Below are 23,571 nucleotides of genomic sequence, written 5' to 3'. Positions count from 1 at the left end.
TGCCCTGTCAACGAATACAAATTTCTTAATTTCACTTTTTTTGAGAAAATTTATAAAACTTTTCAGCGTTCTCAGTAGTTGCTTTTGCAACAGTTTCGATTGAGATGTCTTTTAACCGCGCAATTTCTTGCGCTACTAATGGAACATAAGAAGGTTCATTTCGTTTACCGCGATATGGGTGCGGCGCTAAATATGGAGCATCTGTTTCAATCATCAAATACTCGAGCGAGATCGCTTCAGCAACTTCTTTTGGCTTTTTGGCATTTTTGAATGTTACCGGACCACCAAGTGAAATCATGAAGTTCATTTCTATGCTTTGATGGGCTGTCTCTACACTGCCACTAAAGCAATGCATAACACCGCCTACTTCTTTTGCGTTTTCTTCTTTAAGAATTTCCAAGACATCTGCAGTTGCTTCCCGGTTATGAATAATAAGTGGCAGTTTTACTTTTTTAGCCAACCGGATTTGCTTACGGAAGATTTCCTGTTGTACTTCTTTTGGTGATTTGTCCCAGTGGTAGTCTAAACCGGTTTCTCCGATTCCAACCACTTTAGGGTGTGCTGCAAGTTCTTCAATCCATTTTAAGTCTTCATCAGTACAATCGATGGCATCTACTGGATGCCAACCAACTACTGCGAAGATAAATTCGTAGCTTTCGGCCAACTCTATGGCACGTTCGATCGTTTTTCGGTCGAAGCCGATGACTACCATCTTCTCCACATGGTTTTCTCGTGCGCGCTCGATGACTTCTACTACGTCCTCATCGTATTGATCTGCATTTAAATGTACATGGGTATCGATAAACATCAATCATTCTCCTCACATTAAGCTTTATTGTAATGGTTCTACCTGTATCTTTCTTCACAGCAACATTACAATTAGGTAACAAAACATGTTAATTCTGCGTCATTATTGTTTATTCCCCTGTAATATTGGGCAATCTATCCTAAGAAAACAAAAAAAGACCCACTAATGTAAGTGGGTCAAAACAGTTCTTTTCCAGTATTTTTTATTTTATTTTCGAGCCATTTGGGAGCTTCTCAGCCACTGATGCTAACGTTAAGTATCCGTCTTTTTCACCAGCTAAGACCATTCCTTCAGATAACTCACCGCGCAATTTTACTGGTTTTAAGTTTGCAACTACGACAACTTTTTTACCAACTAAATCAGCCGGTTTGTAGTGTTCAGCAATCCCTGAAACCACTTGTCGTTTTTCATAACCCATATCTAGCTGTAATTTTAATAGCTTTGAAGTTTTTGGTACAGCTTCGCACTCCAACACTGTAGCTACGCGCAAATCCACTTTCGCAAAATCTTCAAGATCAATTTCCGGAACATCCGGAACTTCCATAACTTCTGGTTCTTCCACAACTGGCACTACGGAACCGCGCATTTGATCGCGAATATATGCTACTTCCGGTTCTACTTCAAGGCGCGGGAAAATTGGCGTCCCTTTCGACACAACTTGCGTGCCGGCAGAAATTTTAGCGAAATCTTGTAATGTGTCCCACGATAAAAACTCTTCTGTTAACCCAAGTTGTTCAATAATTTGTTTGGGTGCATTTGGTAAGAACGGCTGCAACATAACTGCAGTCATTCGTAGACTTTCTGCTAAGTGAGCCATAACAGAATCCAATTGCTCTTTTGCATTTTCATCTTTTGCTAATACCCATGGCTGCGTTTCATCAATGTATTTATTTGTTCTAGAAATCAACGTCCACACTTCACTTAATACAATACTAAACTGCATTTTTTCCATATGCTGTTCGTACGCTTTCACCGTTTGTGCAGCTACTTGTTGCAGTGGTGCATCAAACTCTGTTTGCAATCCATTGATTTGTGGAATAGTCCCCTCACAATATTTATTAATCATGGATACAGTACGATTCAATAAATTGCCGAGGTCGTTTGCTAAATCAAAATTTGTTCGTTCAATAAACGATTCTGGCGAAAAGACACCATCTGAACCAAATGGTAGTTCGCGTAACAAGAAATAACGTGTTGCATCTAAACCATAGCGCTCAACAAGCATTTCTGGATACACGACATTGCCTTTAGATTTCGACATTTTGCCATCTTTCATCATAATAAAGCCGTGTGCAAAAACTTTTTTCGGCAATGGTAAATCTAAAGCCATTAAGAAAATTGGCCAATAGATAGTATGGAAGCGAACGATATCTTTACCGACTACATGAATATCTGCTGGCCAGTATTTGTTAAACAAGCTATCATCTTCTGAACCGTAACCTAGTGAAGTGATGTAATTCGACAAAGCATCAACCCATACATAGATTACATGCTTCGGATCTCCAGGAACTGGAATTCCCCAGTCAAAAGAAGTTCGTGAAACCGATAAATCTTCTAATCCCGGTTTGATAAAGTTATTTATCATTTCATTTTTACGTGATTCTGGTTCAATAAATTCGACATTATTTTCATAGTATTCAAGAAGACGTGCTGCGTATTTTTTCATATTAAAGAAATACGACTCTTCTTTTACTTTTTGAACCGGGCGTCCACAGTCTGGACAATTGCCATTTTCCAATTGGTTTTCAGTGAAAAAGGATTCACAAGGTGTACAATACCAACCTTCGTACTCCCCTTTGTAAATATCGCCATTGTCGAGGAAAGTTTTAAAAATCCGTTCGACACCTTCTTTATGACGTTCTTCTGTTGTCCGGATAAAATCGTCATAAGTAATGTCCATAACCGACCAAACTTGTTTGGCAGCTGCAGCCATTTCATCCACAAACTCCTGTGGTGCTTTTCCTGCTTCATTTGCTTTTTCTTCTATTTTTTGGCCATGCTCGTCCATGCCAGTCAAAAACCGAACATCAAATCCACGTAAGCGCTTATAGCGGGCCATTGCATCCGAAGCGACTGTTGTATAAGCCGTTCCAATATGGAATTTTCCGCTTGGGTAATAAATTGGTGTAGTTAAATAAAATGTCTTGTTGTTAGCAGTCACGAAAAATTCCTCCAGTTTTTTTGTATAGTCCTTATTTTAACCAAGTCCACAATTTTGTACAATCTTTCAATTCCAACAATCCCCTTAAATAGGTAATATAGCTTGTAGTCTTTAGCATTACATTACAATCTCATTCGACATTTTGTCGAATTTATGACATCTTTTATAGTGAATCTCGCGAAATTATCACTTAATATTAAATTTTATTATATTTTCGATAGTTTTTTATTGACCAAATTGACAGTACTTGGTATGATTTATTACAGGAAGTGGAAAATGTCGAATTTTGACGAATACATCCGATAAACTTATAAGGAGGACTATAATTATGAAATCAACAGGTATTGTTCGTAAAGTAGATGAGTTAGGACGTGTGGTAATTCCAATCGAATTGCGCCGTACTTTAGGAATCGCTGAGAAAGACGCATTGGAAATTTATGTGGACGACGATAAAATTATCTTGAAGAAATATTTACCAAACATGACATGTGCAGTTACAGGCGAAGTATCAGACGAAAACATGAAATTAGTTGGCGGTAAACTGATCTTAAGCTCTGAAGGCGCAGAAATGTTAGTAAAAGAAATTCAAAACAACTTAAAGAGATAATTAAAAAAACCGGATGCCCGTGCATCCGGTTTTTTTATGCTTACTTTTCCTACATCTGTCGAATCTACATGGCTACTTGCGCTTTTCTTTGTCTAGACTCCAGTAGCCAGATTCTCGGGTCATAAGCCACGTCAACTGTGCAACAAAGAACGCTGCTTATGCCCGTCGAATCTACATGGCTACTTGCGCTTTTCTTCTTGTCTAGACTCCAGTAGCCAGCTCTTTGGGTCGTAAGCTACTCTGGCTGTGTGGCTGAAAAAACGCCACTTCGCCAGACCGTCTTACGCCCAGCAGAGCTACACGGGTGCTTGCGCTTTTCTTACGTATGGTACGCTTGATAGACATCTCTTTTTGATAGCTGCCGTTCGATGGCTGCTTCTTTGATCGCTTCTTTCGACGTTAAGTTTTTAGTTTCCATTAACTGATTGACATGTTCTTCAATCGATAACGTTTCCCACCACTTCACGTTTTCTATCAGTTCAGGATCCGCATTTCCTTCTAGAACTAAGCAAAATTCTCCGCGAATTTCATTTTCGTCGGCCCATTCAACGGCTTCGCCTACAGTTCCTCTAATAAACTCTTCGAATTTTTTGGTTACTTCTCGCGCTAACACAATCTTCCGATCATCGCCTACTGCTTTTTGCATGCTTTTCAAGCTTTCTTTTAAGCGGTGAGGCGCTTCATAAAAAATTAGCGTTTCTTCTTTCTGGCTAAGTACTTCGAGTTCAGCAAGCCGCTCTTTTTTATTACGCGATAGGAATCCATAAAACAAAAAGGGTTGTGGCGAGATTCCAGAAGCAATTAGCGCACTGAGTGCTGCGTTGGCTCCAGGTACAGGCACCACAGGATAGCCTTCTGCAACTGCTCGTTTCACAATGTCTTCGCCCGGATCCGAAATACATGGCATACCGGCGTCACTAACTAATGCGACCGATTTCCCTTGTTCCAAATACGACAAGATTTTAAAGCCGCCGCTTTCTTGATTGTGTTCATGATAGCTAACCAATTTGGTTTGTATATCAAAATAATTGCAGAGATTTTTGGTGTTACGCGTATCTTCCGCTGCAATCATATCTACTTCTTTTAAAATACGCAACGCACGTATTGTTATGTCTTCTAAATTGCCAATAGGCGTTGCTACTAAATACAAAGTTGCTTCTTTGTGCTGAAAACTTTTTTGAGATTTCATTTGCCGCTCTCCTTTTCTTCAGCAATATAACGAATTTTTTGAGGCTTGGTTAATTGCTTAAAAGCATACTCCGCTTTCATAGCTTTTTGCTTTGTCTCAAAGCATTCATGATAAATTAATTTAGACGGTCCTTTAGCGCGAGTATATTTTGCGCCTTTCCCTGCATTGTGCGCAGTTAACCGCTTTTCAAGGTCATTGGTGTACCCCGCATAATAAGATTGATCGGCGCATTCCAAAACATAAAAATAATGATTAGTTATTTCCATATAATAACTCTCGTACTTCTTCTGTATATTCCCCATCTTCTCCGTAAACGATTAGCGGGGGCAATATTTTTAGATCTGGTTTCCCGTCTTTAATACCTTCTATTAATAACGTGTTCGCTTCTTTTCCTGCTTTTGGATAAACGAGACGAATTCGTTTTGGTTCTAAGCGGTTTGCACGCATCGCCGCAATCAAATCTATCAATCGACCTGAACGATGCACAAATGCCGCTTTGCCTCCTTGTTTAAGCAATTGACTCGCAGCTTGTACGGCTTCGTCCAATGTTAAATGCAATTCATGACGTGCAATCGCCATGTGCTCACTAATGTTTTTGTCACTCATCTCATGTGCAGGGAAATAAGGTGGGTTACAAGTCACGACATCGTACTTTTCAAACCCTAATTGTTGCGGCATGTCTTTAACATCGCCTTCGATAATTTCTATCTGCTTTTCGAGCTCATTATAAGCTATGCTCCGCCGCGCCATATGAGCAAGTCTTTCTTGTATCTCTACTCCGATAATGCGAGATTCCGTTCGTGCACTTAAAAACAACGGAATTGCACCGTTTCCTGTACATAAATCCACAATCGTTCCTCGTTTTAACGGCACATACGCAAAACGTGCTAGTAATACAGCATCTAAAGAAAACGAAAACACTGACGGACTTTGAATAATCCGCAAATCTTCCGCTAATAAATAATCTAATCTTTCGTCATCCACTAACATTTGTTCAACTCCTAGCATAACAAAAGGCTGCCGCCACACGGAGTGTCGGAAGCCTTTCTCTTTATCGATCTTACTTTTTAGTTTTGTTTATTCAGGAATGATAAACAAAACAGACAATCATCGCCTTTTCGAGAACTTCCGAAATGGACGTTGCAGACATGGTAACCTTCATGATATAAGCGCGCCAAGTTATCGTAGCCTTCGCCAATATCCATAACAGCTTTTTTCAACTTCACCGGATCTACCGCTGCCACTTCTGGCACTGCTTTATGGAATTCATCCAATCGCGAACGCAAATGATGATTTTCTAACTGCAATGCATGATGTTCCTCCATCGTCCGAGCAACAACGGCTTTTAATTCACTGAATTGCTCTTGCATCGATTGAAGTTGCTGTTCAAATTCCATGACTGTATCTAAAAAGTTTTTTTCCTTCACTTAAACCACCTCACGCTCTCGTTCCTTGGCCCATTATCTCATCTAATGTATATTCAAGTGTTTGTTCTTGCTCAGATAAACGAATTTTTAATACTCGTTCCAAAATGTTCATGCCAACAACACGACCATCGCCGTCTGGCGTCGTTACTCGTGTGCCAACATCTGGCATTTCTTTTTTCGCTGTTTCATATTCATCGTTCTCATATTTTAAGCAGCACATCAATCGTCCGCATAAGCCTGAGATTTTCGAAGGGTTTAACGATAGATTTTGATCTTTCGCCATTTTAATAGATACCGGTTCAAAATCACCTAAAAACGTAGAACAACACAACATACGTCCACAAGGACCTATGCCACCGAGCATTTTAGCTTCATCACGAACACCGATTTGGCGCAGTTCAATGCGTGTACGGAAAATGGAAGCCAAGTCTTTGACCAAGTTCCGGAGATCCACACGACCTTCTGCTGTAAAATAAAAAATCACTTTATTGCGATCAAACGTGTATTCGACATCAACTAGCTTCATATCCAATTGATGTTCTTCAATTTTTTCGGTACCCATTTCAAAGGCACGGCTTGCTTCTAACCGATTTTCCTCTACTTGTTGGCGATCACGTTCAGTTGCTATTCTCACCACTTGTTTTAAAGGCAGAACGACATCGTTTTCACCAACTGTTTTCGTTGGCACAACTACTTTCCCATATTCTACGCCTCTTGCTGTTTCAACAATGACGTAATCGTCTTTTTCGATTCCTAATTCAGCTGGATCGAAATAATATATTTTACCCGCTTTCTTGAAGCGAACACCTATCACATTATACAATTGCTACCCCTCCTGCAGATTCAGCATTAACTGCTCCATCAACAGCGTCCGGTTCATATTGCGCGGCAATTGTTGTTTGGCTTGTAATATAGCCTGCAACTGCTTGGACAATACCGTAAAGGAGCGTTGGAGAGCCATCTGCTTCCAAGTTTCTTCCATATCTGGATATGTTCGTGCAGTCTCAAGACCTGCTTTTACCGAAGCGATGTCCCGATATGCAAATAATAACATGTCTAGGCCTCTTTCGGCATCTTCTTTTTCTTTAAATAATGGCAGCCATTCGGCTTGAAGCATCAAAAGCGCTTCATGAACATTGCCACTAGACACTTCTACCATTTTCAAAACTGTTTTTCTTGCTTGTGAAAATTGTTCATCTTGACTTAATGCAACAGCTTCTTCTTCACTTTGTGTCAGCATACTTACGGTTGCTGCCATCGATTCGGTCATACCATTCGCTATCAATTTCTCCATTAACTTTGGACGTGATAGCGGACGAAATGACACCAGTTGGCAGCGGGAACGAATTGTGCTCATCAGCGCATTTAGACGTTCTGTTAATAAGATAGCGGTAACATTAAACTCTGGCTCTTCTAAAAACTTCAACAGTGCATTAGCAGAAGAATTATTCATTTTGTCTGCCTGCTCAATCACGTATATTTTACGGCCTATATTCAAGCCCGTTTTATTCAATTTGAAAATCAATTCACGGATTTGGTCAATTTTAATGTTTTGACCATCCGGTTCGATAAAAATAACATTCGTATGATTGCCGGAATTATACAATTGACAGCTCCGACATGTTTCACATGGAACATTTTCAACAGGTGATTCGCATAGGAGAAGCTTAACAAAAAAATGAGTAATCTCTTTTTTCCCTGAACCTGCAGGACCTTCAAATAAGTAAGCATGCGCTAGACGCTCTTTTCCATAAGCCCCTTGCAGTCGCTTCATAACTACCGGTTGCATCTCCAAAAATTCATCTGTTGTTTTTTGCATCAACTTCACCTTCAGACTTTGTAAAAAATCCCGTGTTCCGATTGGAGCACGGGTATTGTTTATGGTACTAGTTGGACGCTACCCCGCGGTACTTATCACGGTAAACTTACTTATCCCTATTGATTAAAAGTGATGGAATTGTTCAATTGGCAAGACAAAAATCGTTGCTCCGCCTACTTCAACTTCCACTGGATAAGGAATATATGAGTCAGCGTTACCACCCATTGGTGAAACTGGCGCAACCATTTGTTCACGAGAACGGCAGTTTTCACGAATCAAGTCCATCAATTTCGGGATGAGATCATCTTCAACTCCGATTAAAAAGGTGGTGTTCCCTGAGCGTAAAAACCCTCCTGTACTGGCAAGCTTTGTAGCCCGGAAATCATTTTTTGTTAATGCATTGGATAATCGGTTACTGTCTTGGTCCTGTACAACTGCTACTACGAGTTTCATCAGCACCCACTCCTTTTTATCTTTCTTCTATATAAGTATAACATGAACGAAGGTAAGCACTGCACATCTTTCCAGTCATTTAATCAAAAAACAGATACTGCGAAAAGACTTACGTCGGATCTACTGTTGTTTGGCGTTCTTCTATAAAACGTACAGCTGTTTCCAAAGCATCTGCAAAAACGACCGGAAGTTCATTTTCTGCATTCACTAAGCGAATACGTTCCGGATTTTGACTTAACAACAAAAGATAACCTTCTCTTACTTTATAATGGAACTTCATCGACTCTACATCTAAACGGTTTACTTCACGTTCTGCATCCTTTTCAATCCGCGCCAATCCGACTTTCGGATTAACATCAAAATACAGCGTCAAGTCTGGCATGTATTCATCAATAGCGAATTTATTGATCGCGAAAATCTCTTCCATTCCAAGTCCTCGTGCATAGCCTTGATAAGCAAGACTCGAATCAATATATCGATCACATAAAACAATACTGCCGGCTTCGAGTGCAGGAACAATTTTCTCCACTAAATGTTGTCTTCTTGCAGCAGCATATAACAAAGCTTCTGTTCGCGCATCCATTGCTGTATTTTCTCGGTTTAAAATGACTTCACGGATTTGTTCGGCAATGTCGATGCCACCCGGCTCTCTTGTGCAAACAACCGAAAATCCTTTTTCCGTTAATGCTTCTGCCAGCATTTTCAGAACCGTCGATTTCCCCGATCCTTCTCCACCTTCAAGATTGATTAAATAACTCATTTTGCTGATCACCTTATTCCATGAAATTAATCATAATCTACTGTTTCAAACTCTTTATACTATACATGAAACGGTGCTCGTTTTACAGTGGACTTCCAAAACTGTGGCGTTGACACTATTCTTCGTCTTCCGCTACTCGATAAGCTCGACGAAACAACTCCATTTGACTGTCTAAAGCGGGTTCATCATCTTTACGCGGGACATAATCATAAACTCCAGCAGCATCTTGCTCTCTCGCTTTAACATTGTCCATAAGTCCCAACTCCAAAATGGTTTCCACTTGGTCTTTGATTTTTTCATCGATAATCGGAAATAAAATTTCGATGCGGTTGTTCAAGTTCCTAGTCATCATATCTGCTGACGATAAAAACAATTTTTCTTTACCGTTCTGATTAAAGAAATAGACGCGGCTATGTTCTAATAGGCTACCAACAATACTTCGTACTCGAATATTTTCACTTACTCCTGGTATGCCCGGTCGTAAACAACAAATTCCCCTAACGATTAATTCCACTTTTACTCCTGCATTCGATGCTTCGTATAATTTCATAATAATGACCTTATCTGTTAATGAGTTCATTTTCGCAACAATCCGGCCGTTGCCATTTTTTTTCTGATAACGAATTTCAGCATCGATCAACTCAATAATATCGGTCCGAATCGTAAAAGGCGCTACCGATAAGTAATGGAATTCTGGTTTTTCCGTATATCCGCTCAAATAATTAAAAAAATTAGTCGCATCGATTCCAAATTGCCTTTTTGATGTAAATAAACTCATATCAGTATAAACTTTTGCGGTTTGATCATTGTAATTACCGGTACCTAAATGAACAAACCGTTCGATTTTATCTTCTTTTTTGCGGACGACGAGCGTAATCTTACTATGTGTTTTCAAATGCGTCATGCCATAAATAACATGACAACCCGCTTTTTCTAACTCTTTCGCCCAGTGAACATTGTTTTCTTCATCAAAACGAGCTTTTAATTCAACGAGCACCGTAACTTGCTTGCCGTTTTCTGCTGCTCTTTTTAATGCTTTAATCACTGGAGAATCTCCACTAACGCGGTATAAGGTCTGCTTAATCGCTAGAACATCTCGGTCATCTGCAGCTTCTGATATAAATTGGACAACCGGCTCAAACGATTCATACGGATGATGCAAAAAGACATCTTGCTCGCTAACTTTTTGAAAGATTTGTTTGCCGGTCTCCATACCTGCTGGCAATTGAGATACTTTTCCTTCAAAGACTAAATGCTCCCAAACAGGGGCCATTTTTTTATAAAAATTAAAGAATGCCGTTAAATCCAAAAACCCTTCAATTACGTAAACATCTTTTTTATGAACTTCTAGTTCATCCGTCAAATAATCCAAAATATCCAAATCAAATCCAGGTTGTTGAATTTCTAAACGGACCGCTGCTCCCCACTTTCGTTTACGAAGCTCTTCTTCGATTTCCTTTAGTAAGTCGCGCGCTCCTTCTTCATGAATGGTCATGTCGGCGTTGCGTGTAATCCGGAAAACAGAAACCGAAGTGACTTGAAAACCATGAAACAGCTTATGAATGAAGAAACCAATCACGTCTTCTAGTAACACTAATTTATGACTGTTTTTCTCTGGTTCGACTTGGACAAAACGTTCCAACACTGCAGGCACTTGAACAATAGCGATTTTCTGTCCTTCTTCGTCTTGTTTTTTTTCCGGTTCCAATTTCACAGCTAAGTTGATGCTTTTATTGAGCAACATCGGAAAAGTTCGATACGCATCAATCGCCATGGGCGTCAGTACCGGGAAAATATAATCTTCAAAATATACTTCCATTCCTTTTACTTGTTCAGCATCCAAGTCTTTCATCTTCACAAACTCGACATGTTCTTTTTGAAGCTTTGGTAACAAAGTATTTTGTAATGCTTCGTACTGCAAGTCTACAAGTTGATGAGTTTTCATTGCGATTTCATTTAACTGTTGCTTTGGTGTCATTCCTGCTTTGTTTTCAGGTTTCGCAAAGCCAACTTTTACTTGATCTTGTAACCCAGCTACACGAACCATAAAAAATTCGTCTAAATTCGAACTAAAAATCGCCAAAAACTTCAGCCGTTCCAGTAAAGGATTTTTTTTATCAAGTGCTTCTTGCAGAACGCGTTCGTTAAAAGCCAGCCAGCTCAATTCACGGTTATTATAATAAGCTGGATTTCTGAGTTCCACGTTCTTCTTTTTCCCTGTTTCCACTGCCGACACCACCTTTTACTCTTTTTTCAGCACTTAATTATTTATAAAACCTAAATTCCACCGATTGTTTAAGTTGTTTTTCCAAATGTTTTTTTTGTTTTTCCACTTGGTATTGCTCAGGCTTCCAGTCTTCGCGACATTGAACCGAAAAAACCAACACATCCTCTTGTTGCTCGAGCTCGATCTTTTCAACTATATCTCGTTTTGTCGCATTTAGACTATAAGCCATTTTAATAATCGCTCCGAGTAAGGTATATTTTGCTAACTCGTCTTTAGTAAACCATTTTTCATAAAGCGCGACATTTCGTTTAAAGTTCCCTCGGTTTTTAAACGAAGCCATCAATGCAATAATGACGCGTTCTTTATGCAATAACCCTTCTATCGTTCGGTTGCTTAATAAATAAAACGTATGCTGATGACTAGATTCCGAATCGATATAACTACCTAAATTATAAAGGGCGCTGCTCAGTCTTAAGCGTTTATAATCTTGTTCTTCCAAAGACAATAAACCAATGGCTTCTAATGCTTTTGAAATGAGCAAGGCGCTATTTGTCACATGGAATGCGTGAGTTAAATTAATGTCATAATCGATGGCTAACTCTTGAAAGCTTTCTTCTATGACATTGGGGAATACGGTCAAATCAAAGCTTTTTGTCATCTCTTCATAAAAGACGCCATCTCGTAAGCCTTTTCTACTGAGCGCAAACTGTTTTGTATCAATCATCTCCATCAAATAACGAAATACTTCAACAGCAGGGATAATGATGTCGGCACGGTCTTTTGATAAACCTTCTAATCCTTGAAGCTCTGAAAAATCTCGAGAATTCAACAAGTCATAAACTTCCTCTACATCGTCCTTGTTCATCATATATTGATGCACACCGGAAAAAGGATATTCAATATACTCTTGATGAATTTGAGCCATGTTTCGCGCACTTCCTCCAATACCAATTAACGGCAAACGTTTATCCGCGAGCCACTCTAACTGATCAAACTGTTCTTTTAAAAAGCTCCGCAATTCACGCATTTCTCCTTTTTTCGGCGTATCTTCTTGGATAAACTGTTCTTTTAAAGACAACACACCAAATGGAAAACTATAAAAGTAGATAAGCTGACGATCTTTAAAATAGGTGATTTCCGTACTCCCTCCACCAATATCCACGGTAATACCACTGGTGAACGGTGTTGAATTGACTACTGCGAGGTATCCATAATACGCTTCTTCGTATTCCGATAAGATACGGATAGAAAAATCGGTTTCATCCTCTACAGTTGTTAAAATAGTAGCTTGATTTTCTGCTTGGCGTACTGCAGCAGTAGCTACGCATTTAATAGACTTTAATTGATGATGACGAGTGACTTCCTGAAAACTCTTTAATGTCTTCACTAATATATCGATACCTTCCTGCTCTAGAACATTGTCCTCGTTTAAATAACTGCGAAGTCGAGCCACTGCTTTAACGTTCTCACTTTCAGTAAAGCGTCCACTTTTGTCCCGTGTATAAATTACAAGTCGAATGGTATTCGAACCAATATCAATGATTGCATACTTTTCTTGCTCCATGAAAACCCTCCTCATCCTAGTTGATGCTTTAGTATACCCTTTTATACTTTGCTTACTACTTGAGTGTCTTGCATAAGAACGGGCAATTGCTTAGACGCTAAACGATGGTCACCTTGGATTTGCGCATTTGCTGCAAGATGATTCATTAATTCTTCTACTTTAAGTAAAGTCCATTTTTCACCCGCCACAATTAACGGAATACCCGGTGGATAAGGTGTTACCATCCCTGCAGCAATGCGACCGATAATTTGTGTGTAAGACACCCATTCTTGGTCGGCTAAATCAATTTCTTCAAAAGATAACTCTGGCACAGTCACATCATCTATCTTTTTAACCTTCAGTGTTGTTTCTTGTCTATCTTCTCTTTCAAGCATAGCTACCGCTTCTTTTAAACGACTGCGAATTTCTGCAAATGGATACGCATGCCACTGTTTTAATAAAGGCAAAATCAGCAATACTTGAAAAGAATCTGCTAATTCTACTTCAATACCAACCTGCTCTAGTTTTTCTTTTAGCTGGTTGCCACTATGGTGAGAAACGCGTAACATAATTTTTAACGGATCATCTGATTCAACTACGAGTAACTGTGGAATCATCCGTAAACTACTTAAAAAACGGTCACGCTTTTCATTAAACGACCGAATATCCGGTGGCGAATAACTTTGAAGATACGCCCGTGCATCATCTAAAGAAGCTAAGATTAAATACGATGGACTGCTCGATTGAAACATTCGTAAATACTTTTGAATCCTTTTCCCACTCACACGATTGCTGCCCCTATGTAAAAATGACCCCATAGTCATAGCTGGCAAGGTTTTATGGGCTGATTGCACAACAACATCAGCTCCTAACTCTAGTGCTGAAACTGGAAACGGCGCACCCGCCTGAAAATGAGCTCCATGTGCTTCATCTACCAAAACCGCGATTTCTTTTTCATGGCATAAAGAGATAATTTCAGAAAGTTCATCAGAAACAACTCCATAATAATTCGGGTAGGTAAGCACGACTGCCTTTGCCTCAGGATATGCATCAATTGCCGCTTTAATTGCTGTTAGAGACACTGCAGCAGCTGTCATGGAGTATTCATCCCACCTGGGCGCGACATATACAGGACTTACGTGGGCAAGCTCTAATGCATGAAAAATCGACTTATGAGAATTGCGTTGAACAATCACTACATCGCCTTCATTACATGCCGCATGAATCATCGCTAAATTCCCTACAGTTGAACCATTGACTAGTAAAAAACTCTCTTTGGCCCCATAAGCCTCCGCTAATAAAAGCTGGGCTTCTTGAATCACGCCTTCTGGATAATGAAGGTCATCCAATCCTGTTAATTCCGTTAAATCATATGACAGCGCGGGCTGAATCTCTTTTGGTAACCCCGACAAGATTCCGTGCTTATGTCCCGGTACATGAAAAGAAATCGGCTGTTTTTTTTGAAATTGAATTAAAGCATCTACAATCGGACGTCGTTGCGTCATAAACTTTCATCCTCACATTGATTAATTGACTCTATTATAACAATTCCGTGTAGAAATCGTGGTTTCGAAACCACAAGACTGCACTGTTCTTTTTTATTAATTTCTTCAAACACAAAAAAGCCGTTACCGGAATCGGTAACGACTTTCTTTAAGTGCCCAGCGACGTCTTACTCTCACAGGGGGAAACCCCCAACTACCATCAGCGCAAAAGAGCTTAACTGCCGTGTTCGGGATGGGAACGGGTGTGGCCTCTTTGCCATCATCACTGGACTATTTAGTTGAGTGCTTGTTCACTCAAAACTGGATAAACGACATTGGAACGTGCAAGTCTTCGCGTACTTTGTTTTGGTTAAGTCCTCGATCGATTAGTATTCGTCAGCTGCACATGTCGCCACGCTTCCACCTCGAACCTATCTACCTCATCGTCTTTGAGGGATCTTACTTGCTTGCGCAATGGGAAATCTCATCTTGAGGGGGGCTTCGTGCTTAGATGCTTTCAGCACTTATCCCGGCCACACATAGCTACCCAGCGATGCCCTTGGCAGAACAACTGGTACACCAGCGGTGTGTCCATCCCGGTCCTCTCGTACTAAGGACAGCTCCTCTCAAATTTCCTGCGCCCGCGACGGATAGGGACCGAACTGTCTCACGACGTTCTGAACCCAGCTCGCGTACCGCTTTAATGGGCGAACAGCCCAACCCTTGGGACCGACTACAGCCCCAGGATGCGATGAGCCGACATCGAGGTGCCAAACCTCCCCGTCGATGTGGACTCTTGGGGGAGATAAGCCTGTTATCCCCGGGGTAGCTTTTATCCGTTGAGCGATGGCCCTTCCATGCGGAACCACCGGATCACTAAGCCCGTCTTTCGACCCTGCTCGACATGTACGTCTCGCAGTCAAGCTCCCTTCTGCCTTTACACTCTTCGAATGATTTCCAACCATTCTGAGGGAACCTTTGGGCGCCTCCGTTACTCTTTAGGAGGCGACCGCCCCAGTCAAACTGCCCGCCTGACACTGTCTCCCAAGCCGATCAGGCTTGTGGGTTAGAATTTCAATACAACCAGGGTAGTATCCCACTGACGCCTCCTCCGAAGCTGGCGCTCCGGAATCTAAGGCTCCTACCTATCCTGTACAAGTTGCACCAAAATTCAATATCAGGCTACAGTAAAGCTCCACGGGGTCTTTCCGTCCTGTCGCGGGTAACCTGCATCTTCACAGGTACTATAATTTCACCGAGTCTCTCGTTGAGACAGTGCCCAGATCGTTACGCCTTTCGTGCGGGTCGGAACTTACCCGACAAGGAATTTCGCTACCTTAGGACCGTTATAGTTACGGCCGCCGTTTACTGGGGCTTCAATTCGCACCTTCGCTTGCGCTAAGCACTCCTCTTAACCTTCCAGCACCGGGCAGGCGTCAGCCCCTATACGTCACCTTACGGTTTTGCAGAGACCTGTGTTTTTGCTAAACAGTCGCCTGGGCCTATTCACTGCGGCTCTCTCGGGCTATACACCCTACCAGAGCACCCCTTCTCCCGAAGTTACGGGGTCATTTTGCCGAGTTCCTTAACGAGAGTTCACTCGCTCACCTTAGAATTCTCTTCTCGCCTACCTGTGTCGGTTTGCGGTACGGGCACCTCCCGCCTCGCTAGAGGCTTTTCTTGGCAGTGTGAAATCAGGGACTCCGAGGTTAAACCTCTTGCCATCACAGCTCAACGTATCAGGAATGGGATTTGCCTCATTCCACGCCTCACTGCTTGGACGTGCACAACCAACGGCACGCTCTCCTTATCCTTCTGCGTCCCCCCATTGCTCAAACGGCGGGGAGGTGGTACAGGAATATCAACCTGTTGTCCATCGTCTACGCCTATCGGCCTCGACTTAGGTCCCGACTAACCCTGAGCGGACGAGCCTTCCTCAGGAAACCTTAGGCATTCGGTGGACGGGATTCTCACCCGTCTTTCGTTACTCATACCGGCATTCTCACTTCTAAGCGCTCCACCAGTCCTTCCGGTCTGACTTCAACGCCCTTAGAACGCTCTCCTACCACGGATCTCTTACGAGATCCATCCACAGCTTCGGTAATCCGTTTAGCCCCGGTACATTTTCGGCGCAGTGTCACTCGACCAGTGAGCTATTACGCACTCTTTAAATGATGGCTGCTTCTAAGCCAACATCCTGGTTGTCTAAGCAACGCCACATCCTTTTCCACTTAACGGATATTTGGGGACCTTAGCTGGTGGTCTGGGCTGTTTCCCTCTTGACTACGGATCTTATCACTCGCAGTCTGACTCCCAAGCATAAATCACTGGCATTCGGAGTTTGTCTGAATTCGGTAACCCGGGATGGGCCCCTAGTCCAAACAGTGCTCTACCTCCAGGATTCTCTATCTTGAGGCTAGCCCTAAAGCTATTTCGGAGAGAACCAGCTATCTCCAGGTTCGATTGGAATTTCTCCGCTACCCACACCTCATCCCCGCACTTTTCAACGTGCGTGGGTTCGGGCCTCCAGTAAGTGTTACCTTACCTTCACCCTGGACATGGGTAGATCACCTGGTTTCGGGTCTACAACTACATACTCTGGCGCCCTATTCAGACTCGCTTTCGCTGCGGCTCCGCCTTCTCAACTTAACCTTGCATGTAATCGTAACTCGCCGGTTCATTCTACAAAAGGCACGCCATCACCCATTAACGGGCTTTGACTACTTGTAGGCACACGGTTTCAGGATCTATTTCACTCCCCTTCCGGGGTGCTTTTCACCTTTCCCTCACGGTACTGGTTCACTATCGGTCACTAGGAAGTATTTAGCCTTGGGAGATGGTCCTCCCAGATTCCGACGGAATTTCACGTGTTCCGCCGTACTCAGGATCCACTCTGGAGGGGTAAGGTTTTCGGCTACGGGGCTGTTACCCGCTGCGGCGGACCGTTCCAGGTCGCTTCGCCTAATCCTACCTTTTGTAACTCCGTATAGAGTGTCCTACAACCCCAAGAAGCAAGCCTCTTGGTTTGGGCTGATCCCGTTTCGCTCGCCGCTACTCAGGGAATCGCATTTGCTTTCTCTTCCTCCAGGTACTTAGATGTTTCAGTTCCCTGGGTCTGCCTTCTCATGTGCTATAGATTCACACATGGATACTACTCGATTAAAAGTAGTGGGTTCCCCCATTCGGAAATCTCCGGATCACAGCTCACTTACAGCTCCCCGAAGCATATCGGTGTTAGTGCCGTCCTTCTTCGGCTCCTAGTGCCAAGGCATCCACCGTGCGCCCTTTCTAACTTAACCAATGGTTAATTAAAAAGTTGTGACAAAAATTGTCACGCGTACTTGAATTTCTTGCATATTGTTTCAATGTCGTTTTATCCAGTTTTCAAAGAACAAGTTTGAAAGTCACAAAAAAAGGCGTTGCCGCCTGAAGGTGAACCTTCAAAACTGAACGCAAAACGTCAACCCCGGAGCGCCTAGGGCGCCCGGTTCCGAATTTATCCTTAGAAAGGAGGTGATCCAGCCGCACCTTCCGATACGGCTACCTTGTTACGACTTCACCCCAATCATCCGTCCCACCTTCGGCGGCTGGCTCCACAAGGGTTACCTCACCGACTTCGGGTGTTACAAACTCTCGTGGTGTGACGGGCGGTGTGTACAAGGCCCGGGAACGTATTCACCGTGGCATGCTGATCCACGATTACTAGCGATTCCGGCTTCATGCAGGCGAGTTGCAGCCTACAATCCGAACTGAGAACGGTTTTATGGGATTGGCTCCCCCTCGCGGGTTGGCAACCCTTTGTACCGTCCATTGTAGCACGTGTGTAGCCCAGGTCATAAGGGGCATGATGATTTGACGTCATCCCCACCTTCCTCCGGTTTGTCACCGGCAGTCACCTTAGAGTGCCCAACTGAATGCTGGCAACTAAGATCAAGGGTTGCGCTCGTTGCGGGACTTAACCCAACATCTCACGACACGAGCTGACGACAACCATGCACCACCTGTCACCACTGTCCCCGAAGGGAAAAGTGTATCTCTACACCGGTCAGTGGGATGTCAAGACCTGGTAAGGTTCTTCGCGTTGCTTCGAATTAAACCACATGCTCCACCGCTTGTGCGGGCCCCCGTCAATTCCTTTGAGTTTCAGCCTTGCGGCCGTACTCCCCAGGCGGAGTGCTTAATGCGTTAGCTGCAGCACTAAGGGGCGGAAACCCCCTAACACTTAGCACTCATCGTTTACGGCGTGGACTACCAGGGTATCTAATCCTGTTTGCTCCCCACGCTTTCGCGCCTCAGCGTCAGTTACAGACCAGAAAGTCGCCTTCGCCACTGGTGTTCCTCCACATCTCTACGCATTTCACCGCTACACATGGAATTCCACTTTCCTCTTCTGCACTCAAGTTCTCCAGTTTCCAATGACCCTCCACGGTTGAGCCGTGGGCTTTCACATCAGACTTAAAGAACCGCCTGCGCGCGCTTTACGCCCAATAATTCCGGACAACGCTTGCCACCTACGTATTACCGCGGCTGCTGGCACGTAGTTAGCCGTGGCTTTCTGGTGAGGTACCGTCAAGGTACCAGTAGTTAGTTGGTACTTGTTCTTCCCTCACAACAGAGTTTTACGATCCGAAAACCTTCGTCACTCACGCGGCGTTGCTCCGTCAGACTTTCGTCCATTGCGGAAGATTCCCTACTGCTGCCTCCCGTAGGAGTCTGGGCCGTGTCTCAGTCCCAGTGTGGCCGATCACCCTCTCAGGTCGGCTACGCATCGTCGCCTTGGTAGGCCATTACCCCACCAACTAGCTAATGCGCCGCGGGCCCATCCTGCAGTGACAGCCGAAACCGTCTTTCCGTGCAGCCTCAGGAGAGGCCGCAAACTATTCGGTATTAGCACCGGTTTCCCGGAGTTATCCCGATCTGCAGGGCAGGTTGCCCACGTGTTACTCACCCGTCCGCCGCTAAACCAGAAGGAGCAAGCTCCTCTGGTTCCGCTCGACTTGCATGTATTAGGCACGCCGCCAGCGTTCGTCCTGAGCCAGGATCAAACTCTCCATTATAGAGTAGTGTTGATTGCTCAATACTGCTGGCGTATCGCCGTCCGAAGACGCACGATTCGCTTTGATCTACTTGCGTTGATCAGTAAGTTTTGCGCGGGCCGTTTTGCGCGACCGTTGCGTTTTGTTGACGTTTTGCTGTTCAGTTTTCAAGGTTCAGTTTGTTTCAAGTTGTTGTGTCGTTCTTTACGACTCCTATGATACTAAAGCATATACTTCAGACTGTCAACACTTTTGGTAAATAAAATTATATTTATAAAACATTAATTAACGGATTCTTTTTTCCTTCTATATAAGAGTTAAAAAAGAAGTTGTTTTAAGCGCTTAGAAAAAGCGGTTTTAATCCAACTTCTTTTCCTCTCTTTCTATATAACGGATAATCTATTTCTTTAACAATTATATCCAAAACATAATAAGTCAGAATATTTTCCAATTTTATAGAAGTTCAAAACCTTTATTTTCACCTTTTAATCCTCTATTAAAGTTCTCGCCGACCTTCTAATGCTTTTGACAACGTTACTTCATCGGCATACTCTAAATCTCCGCCTACTGGAAGTCCGTGTGCAATTCGAGTTGTTTTGATTCCGGACGGTCTTACGAGACGAGAAATGTACATCGCTGTCGCTTCTCCTTCAATCGTCGGGTTGGTAGCTAAGATTAACTCTTCTACCTCTTCATCTTGAAGACGTTTCAGTAAAGATGGCACATTGATGTCTTCAGGACCAATTCCATCCATTGGAGAAATCGCGCCTTGCAGAACATGATACAAACCTTTGTAATCACGCATTTTTTCCATCGCAATGACGTCTTTCGGATCTTGCACTACGCAAATCGTCGTGCGGTCGCGTTGTTGATCTTGACAAATATGACAAGGATCCACATCGGTAATATGGCCACAAACCGAGCAAAAGCTTAAATTCCGTTTTGCATCGACCAACGCTTTCGCAAAATCAAGCACAGTATCTTCTTTCATGCCAAGAACAAAAAACGCCAGACGAGCCGCTGTTTTCGGCCCGATTCCTGGCAATTTCATAAAACTCTCCATTAATTTCGAAATGGGTTCTGGATAATGCATCTAGTTTACCTCCTAGAACATGCCCGGGAGATTTAAGCCCTTCGTGAATTTCCCCATTGTGGAATTCGCATGTTCATCCGCTTTTTTAAACGCTTCGTTTGTCGCAACAACTAAAAGGTCCTGTAACATTTCAACATCTTCTGGGTCTACTACTGTTGGATCAAGAACGATATCCAATACTTCTTTATGACCAGATACAGTAACTTTGACCATACCGCCGCCTGCTGATCCTTCAAACTTCAATGTACCAAGTTCTTCTTGAGCCACTGCCATCTCTTTTTGCATTTTTTGCATTTGTTTCATCATGCCTTGCATATTTCCTCCACCGCGCATAATTAGTTCCTCCTTAGAATTTTCATTTTAATCGTCATGAACTTCGACAAAGTCTTTTCCAAAAAGACGCTCGGCTTCTGAGATAAACGGATCTTCTTCCGCTACTGCCCCATCACCCGAAAACGGATTTTCTTCTTCAGACTCTGACTGTTTTTCTTCAGTGCCTGACTTTAACCCGCTCTGTTTAATAAATTCTTCGCGGATTTTCAGCCAACTGGCGTCTGGTACGAAAACCGGTGTATACGCTTTGCCTGCATACTGCTCCAGCAATTGACTGAATGTCGCTGCAAAGGTTTGGTTTTCAGAAGCCATCTGGCAATGAATATCATACTTGAATTTTAACACAAATGCATCCGCCGATGCCGCTACTGGCTCCGCGTCATTCAATAAAGCCGAATGCGACCGCTGCAATTGATTCATCACAGTAGCCCAATTGGTTTTAATTGCTTGAATATCTGCTTTTGTTGCATTCCTCAAGACATCTTGAATGCGTCCAGTTGGTATTTTAAAGCCACTTTGCACGCGTTGACGTTTTTTCTGTTCAGTCGGCGCTGCTTGTGCACCATTTCCTGCTCCACTTTTCACTTGTTGCTGTAATTCACGCACCAAATTTTCCAACTGAATCACTTTCGCTTCTAGTTCAGGTGATACAGCAGAAGCCTCGCTTTGTGTCGGAACGTCTGCTTGTGCCATTTTCAGCAAAGCTGTTTCCATGTAGATTTTGGTATGGTTTGAAAAACGCATTTCTTGCTGAGTTTTAGATAAAATATCAATCCAGTTATAAAGCGTTGACGGCTCGAATCGATTGGCTAATTCTTCAAATCGTGGTTCGTGTGCTGCCAATTCTAACATGTCGTGGAGATCAGGCGCTGTTTGAATCAACAATAAATCACGGAAGAAAGTAATAAAGTCTTCAACCAATCGCACAGGGTCTTTGCCGTCTCGCACCAATTGTTCCAATAACGTCAATGCTTGTCCGATATCTTTAGCAAGTAACGCTTCTGCGATACCATAAAAGACATCTTGACTCACAGAACCCGTCACGAGTAATGCGTCTTCAACCGTCATTTCATCTCCGCTAAACGAGACCACTTGGTCCAATAAACTCAATGCATCACGCATTCCACCTGCTGCAGCTTGCGCGATAATTTTTAGCACTTGTTCGTTATAAGGAATCTCCGCATCTGTTAACACTTCTACCATACGGGAAACAATGTCCACTTGCGTATGAGATTTAAAATCAAAGCGCTGGCAACGAGAAATAATCGTCAATGGCAGTTTGTGAGGCTCGGTTGTGGCTAATATAAATACTACGTGCTCTGGTGGTTCTTCTAAAGTTTTCAACAACGCGTTAAAGGCACTGTTTGATAACATATGCACTTCATCGATAATATAAATTTTAAAACGTGAATTGGCCGGTGAAAACCGAACTTTTTCAATGATTTCCCGCATCTCTTCTACACGAGAATTGGAAGCCGCATCGAATTCAATCACGTCGGTATTGGATCCTTCGTTTATGCTTTTGCAAGAAGTACATTCATTACAAGGTTCCGCCGTTGGAGCTTGCTCGCAGTTTAACGCTTTTGCGAATATTTTAGCGGCACTGGTTTTCCCTGTCCCTCTTGGTCCTGAGAACAAATAAGCATGTGTTGTCTTATTGTAAAGGAGAGCATTTTGAAGGGTTTGTTTGACATGCATCTGACCAGTCATTTCAGAAAAGGACTGCGGTCTGTAAACGCGGTAAAAAGCTTGATACGCCAACTTGTTCTCTCCTTTTGAAGAATCTGTTTTTCGTCCTGTCATTATACCATAAAACACAGGTTTTTCTGAACGATTCCCTACGATTCGCTTGACGATTCTACGACTCGGAAAATAAAAAAACCTGTCCGCTACGAGAGCGGACAGGTTTGAAATTACGAATTTTTGCCGTGCACCTTTCTTCGACTGCTGTACATAAGCGTTACCCTTGTCGCTGGCTCGATCTAGGCGATCCCGCGGCACATGGAATGTTCCACTTAATGCTGCTTCCTTCCGGACCTGACATGGTTCATGGGATTCCATTGCGCAGGACCCAGATGTCAACACTACGTGCAAGAGGCAGACCTTACATACAAACAGCCTCAGAAAGGAATTCAGTCCCGCTAAAGCGGATTGCAGGTTACAGGACACCGCTATCTTCCCACCTAGCACGGCATTTACTAGTATACGAATTATTCTAAGAAAAATCAATCCGTAACCTTCATTTAACGAGAATTTTTTTTATCAACTACAGTTCAAATCAACTTGTTATTCGAATTTCGATTTTCTCTGTTGAGTATAAAGCTTAGTTCGACCAATTTAAAAAAGTTAGGATTCGCTTTCTTACTTATCATTTTCTACGCTAAACAAGGTTTTTCGAAAAAAGTTTAAAAAAACTTGAAAAACTGTTGACAGTTATTATTCATCCATGATAAATTAATTCTTGTCTTACACGGAGGAATACCCAAGTTTGGCTGAAGGGATCGGTCTTGAAAACCGACAGGGGAGTCAAATCCCGCGGGGGTTCGAATCCCTCTTCCTCCTCCATTTTTAATTTAACTTATATATAACTTCGATATAGCAAACCGGAAGGCTCATGCCTTCCGGTTTTTT

Annotated in this window: 17 protein-coding genes, 1 tRNA gene, 3 rRNA genes and 1 other RNA gene; 2 read left to right on the top strand and 20 right to left on the bottom strand. The window is 42.7% G+C overall.

Annotated features, from left to right (window positions below; all coding sequences use genetic code 11):
• Positions 1-31: 31 nt before the first annotated feature.
• The gene (locus BBI08_RS00210) at positions 32-808 is read right to left on the bottom strand and encodes a TatD family hydrolase (protein ID WP_065528376.1); all 777 of its coding nucleotides are present in this window, start codon (positions 806-808) and stop codon (positions 32-34) included.
• Between the two features lie 202 nt (positions 809-1,010).
• Entirely contained in the window at positions 1,011-2,969 is a 1,959-nt protein-coding gene (gene metG / locus BBI08_RS00205; protein WP_008498579.1) for a methionine--tRNA ligase, read from the bottom strand.
• 328 nt (positions 2,970-3,297) lie between these two features.
• Between metG and BBI08_RS00200 the strand changes: the two genes are divergently transcribed.
• A complete protein-coding gene (locus tag BBI08_RS00200; protein ID WP_008498580.1) occupies positions 3,298-3,576 on the top strand; it encodes a transition state genes transcriptional regulator AbrB in 279 nt (92 codons plus the stop codon).
• 319 nt (positions 3,577-3,895) lie between these two features.
• Here the strand turns inward: BBI08_RS00200 and rsmI are convergent, their stop codons facing one another.
• The 18 genes from rsmI to ffs form a co-directional block, all read right to left on the bottom strand.
• Entirely contained in the window at positions 3,896-4,765 is an 870-nt protein-coding gene (rsmI, locus tag BBI08_RS00195; RefSeq protein WP_008498581.1) for a 16S rRNA (cytidine(1402)-2'-O)-methyltransferase, read from the bottom strand.
• Positions 4,762-5,031, bottom strand: coding sequence for a GIY-YIG nuclease family protein (locus tag BBI08_RS00190; protein WP_008498583.1), 270 nt, complete (start codon positions 5,029-5,031; stop codon positions 4,762-4,764). Before BBI08_RS00190 ends, rsmI begins: the two co-directional genes overlap by 4 nt.
• On the bottom strand, positions 5,018-5,755 hold the full coding sequence (locus BBI08_RS00185; protein WP_008498584.1) for a tRNA1(Val) (adenine(37)-N6)-methyltransferase: 738 nt from the start codon (positions 5,753-5,755) through the stop codon (positions 5,018-5,020). The genes BBI08_RS00190 and BBI08_RS00185 overlap by 14 nt, the downstream gene beginning before the upstream one ends.
• 77 nt (positions 5,756-5,832) lie before the next feature.
• Positions 5,833-6,192 carry a DNA replication initiation control protein YabA gene (gene yabA, locus BBI08_RS00180; RefSeq protein ID WP_008433090.1) on the bottom strand — a complete coding sequence of 120 codons (360 nt, stop codon included), beginning with the start codon at positions 6,190-6,192 and terminating at the stop codon, positions 5,833-5,835.
• A 10-nt stretch (positions 6,193-6,202) separates the two neighbouring features.
• Positions 6,203-7,015 carry a PSP1 domain-containing protein gene (locus BBI08_RS00175; protein ID WP_065528375.1) on the bottom strand — a complete coding sequence of 271 codons (813 nt, stop codon included), beginning with the start codon at positions 7,013-7,015 and terminating at the stop codon, positions 6,203-6,205.
• A gap of 3 nt (positions 7,016-7,018) precedes the next feature.
• Positions 7,019-8,011 carry a DNA polymerase III subunit delta' gene (gene holB / locus BBI08_RS00170; RefSeq protein WP_065528374.1) on the bottom strand — a complete coding sequence of 331 codons (993 nt, stop codon included), beginning with the start codon at positions 8,009-8,011 and terminating at the stop codon, positions 7,019-7,021.
• A 123-nt stretch (positions 8,012-8,134) separates the two neighbouring features.
• Positions 8,135-8,464, bottom strand: coding sequence for a cyclic-di-AMP receptor (locus BBI08_RS00165; RefSeq protein WP_008498586.1), 330 nt, complete (start codon positions 8,462-8,464; stop codon positions 8,135-8,137).
• Positions 8,465-8,573: 109 nt separating this feature from the next.
• Positions 8,574-9,224, bottom strand: coding sequence for a dTMP kinase (gene tmk, locus BBI08_RS00160; protein WP_008498587.1), 651 nt, complete (start codon positions 9,222-9,224; stop codon positions 8,574-8,576).
• Positions 9,225-9,339: 115 nt separating this feature from the next.
• Positions 9,340-11,451: an RNA degradosome polyphosphate kinase gene (locus BBI08_RS00155; protein WP_083383287.1), complete on the bottom strand. Its 2,112-nt coding sequence runs from the start codon at positions 11,449-11,451 to the stop codon at positions 9,340-9,342.
• A gap of 37 nt (positions 11,452-11,488) precedes the next feature.
• Positions 11,489-13,015 (bottom strand): exopolyphosphatase, encoded by a 1,527-nt coding sequence (ppx, locus tag BBI08_RS00150; protein ID WP_065528373.1) that lies wholly within the window; start codon positions 13,013-13,015, stop codon positions 11,489-11,491.
• A 41-nt stretch (positions 13,016-13,056) separates the two neighbouring features.
• Complete coding sequence (locus tag BBI08_RS00145; protein ID WP_065528372.1) at positions 13,057-14,499, bottom strand: aminotransferase class I/II-fold pyridoxal phosphate-dependent enzyme; 1,443 nt, start codon at positions 14,497-14,499, stop codon at positions 13,057-13,059.
• A 154-nt stretch (positions 14,500-14,653) separates the two neighbouring features.
• A 5S ribosomal RNA gene (rrf, locus tag BBI08_RS00140) occupies positions 14,654-14,769 on the bottom strand.
• Between the two features lie 75 nt (positions 14,770-14,844).
• A 23S ribosomal RNA gene (locus BBI08_RS00135) occupies positions 14,845-17,777 on the bottom strand.
• 207 nt (positions 17,778-17,984) lie between these two features.
• Positions 17,985-19,535, bottom strand: a 16S ribosomal RNA gene (locus BBI08_RS00130).
• Together the 16S, 23S and 5S rRNA genes form the textbook arrangement of a ribosomal RNA operon.
• Positions 19,536-20,010: 475 nt before the next feature.
• Positions 20,011-20,607 (bottom strand): recombination mediator RecR, encoded by a 597-nt coding sequence (gene recR, locus BBI08_RS00125; RefSeq protein ID WP_008497656.1) that lies wholly within the window; start codon positions 20,605-20,607, stop codon positions 20,011-20,013.
• A 12-nt stretch (positions 20,608-20,619) separates the two neighbouring features.
• On the bottom strand, positions 20,620-20,940 hold the full coding sequence (locus BBI08_RS00120) for a YbaB/EbfC family nucleoid-associated protein (protein WP_008429155.1): 321 nt from the start codon (positions 20,938-20,940) through the stop codon (positions 20,620-20,622).
• Between the two features lie 27 nt (positions 20,941-20,967).
• Positions 20,968-22,701 (bottom strand): DNA polymerase III subunit gamma/tau, encoded by a 1,734-nt coding sequence (gene dnaX / locus BBI08_RS00115; RefSeq protein WP_040850830.1) that lies wholly within the window; start codon positions 22,699-22,701, stop codon positions 20,968-20,970.
• Positions 22,702-22,866: 165 nt separating this feature from the next.
• An RNA gene (gene ffs, locus BBI08_RS00110) (signal recognition particle sRNA large type) lies at positions 22,867-23,132 on the bottom strand.
• A gap of 280 nt (positions 23,133-23,412) precedes the next feature.
• Here ffs and BBI08_RS00105 point away from each other — a divergent pair.
• Positions 23,413-23,505, top strand: a tRNA-Ser gene (locus BBI08_RS00105).
• The last annotated feature ends 66 nt before the right edge of the window (positions 23,506-23,571 follow it).

Source organism: Planococcus halocryophilus (assembly GCF_001687585.2).
In the GTDB taxonomy this organism is placed as follows: Bacteria; Bacillota; Bacilli; order Bacillales_A; family Planococcaceae; genus Planococcus; species Planococcus halocryophilus.
This window is presented reverse-complemented; position numbering and strand designations above follow the sequence as displayed.

Bases quoted from the DNA above. Each gene is read 5' to 3' on its own strand.
- BBI08_RS00210 (WP_065528376.1), bottom strand. From the start codon at position 808: ATGTTTATCGATACCCATGTACATTTAAATGCAGATCAATACGATGAG.
- BBI08_RS00200 (WP_008498580.1), top strand. From the start codon at position 3,298: ATGAAATCAACAGGTATTGTTCGTAAAGTAGATGAGTTAGGACGTGTG.
- rsmI (WP_008498581.1), bottom strand. From the start codon at position 4,765: ATGAAATCTCAAAAAAGTTTTCAGCACAAAGAAGCAACTTTGTATTTA.
- BBI08_RS00190 (WP_008498583.1), bottom strand. From the start codon at position 5,031: ATGGAAATAACTAATCATTATTTTTATGTTTTGGAATGCGCCGATCAA.
- BBI08_RS00185 (WP_008498584.1), bottom strand. From the start codon at position 5,755: ATGTTAGTGGATGACGAAAGATTAGATTATTTATTAGCGGAAGATTTG.
- holB (WP_065528374.1), bottom strand. From the start codon at position 8,011: ATGCAAAAAACAACAGATGAATTTTTGGAGATGCAACCGGTAGTTATG.
- BBI08_RS00165 (WP_008498586.1), bottom strand. From the start codon at position 8,464: ATGAAACTCGTAGTAGCAGTTGTACAGGACCAAGACAGTAACCGATTA.
- tmk (WP_008498587.1), bottom strand. From the start codon at position 9,224: ATGAGTTATTTAATCAATCTTGAAGGTGGAGAAGGATCGGGGAAATCG.
- ppx (WP_065528373.1), bottom strand. From the start codon at position 13,015: ATGGAGCAAGAAAAGTATGCAATCATTGATATTGGTTCGAATACCATT.
- BBI08_RS00145 (WP_065528372.1), bottom strand. From the start codon at position 14,499: ATGACGCAACGACGTCCGATTGTAGATGCTTTAATTCAATTTCAAAAA.
- recR (WP_008497656.1), bottom strand. From the start codon at position 20,607: ATGCATTATCCAGAACCCATTTCGAAATTAATGGAGAGTTTTATGAAA.
- BBI08_RS00120 (WP_008429155.1), bottom strand. From the start codon at position 20,940: ATGCGCGGTGGAGGAAATATGCAAGGCATGATGAAACAAATGCAAAAA.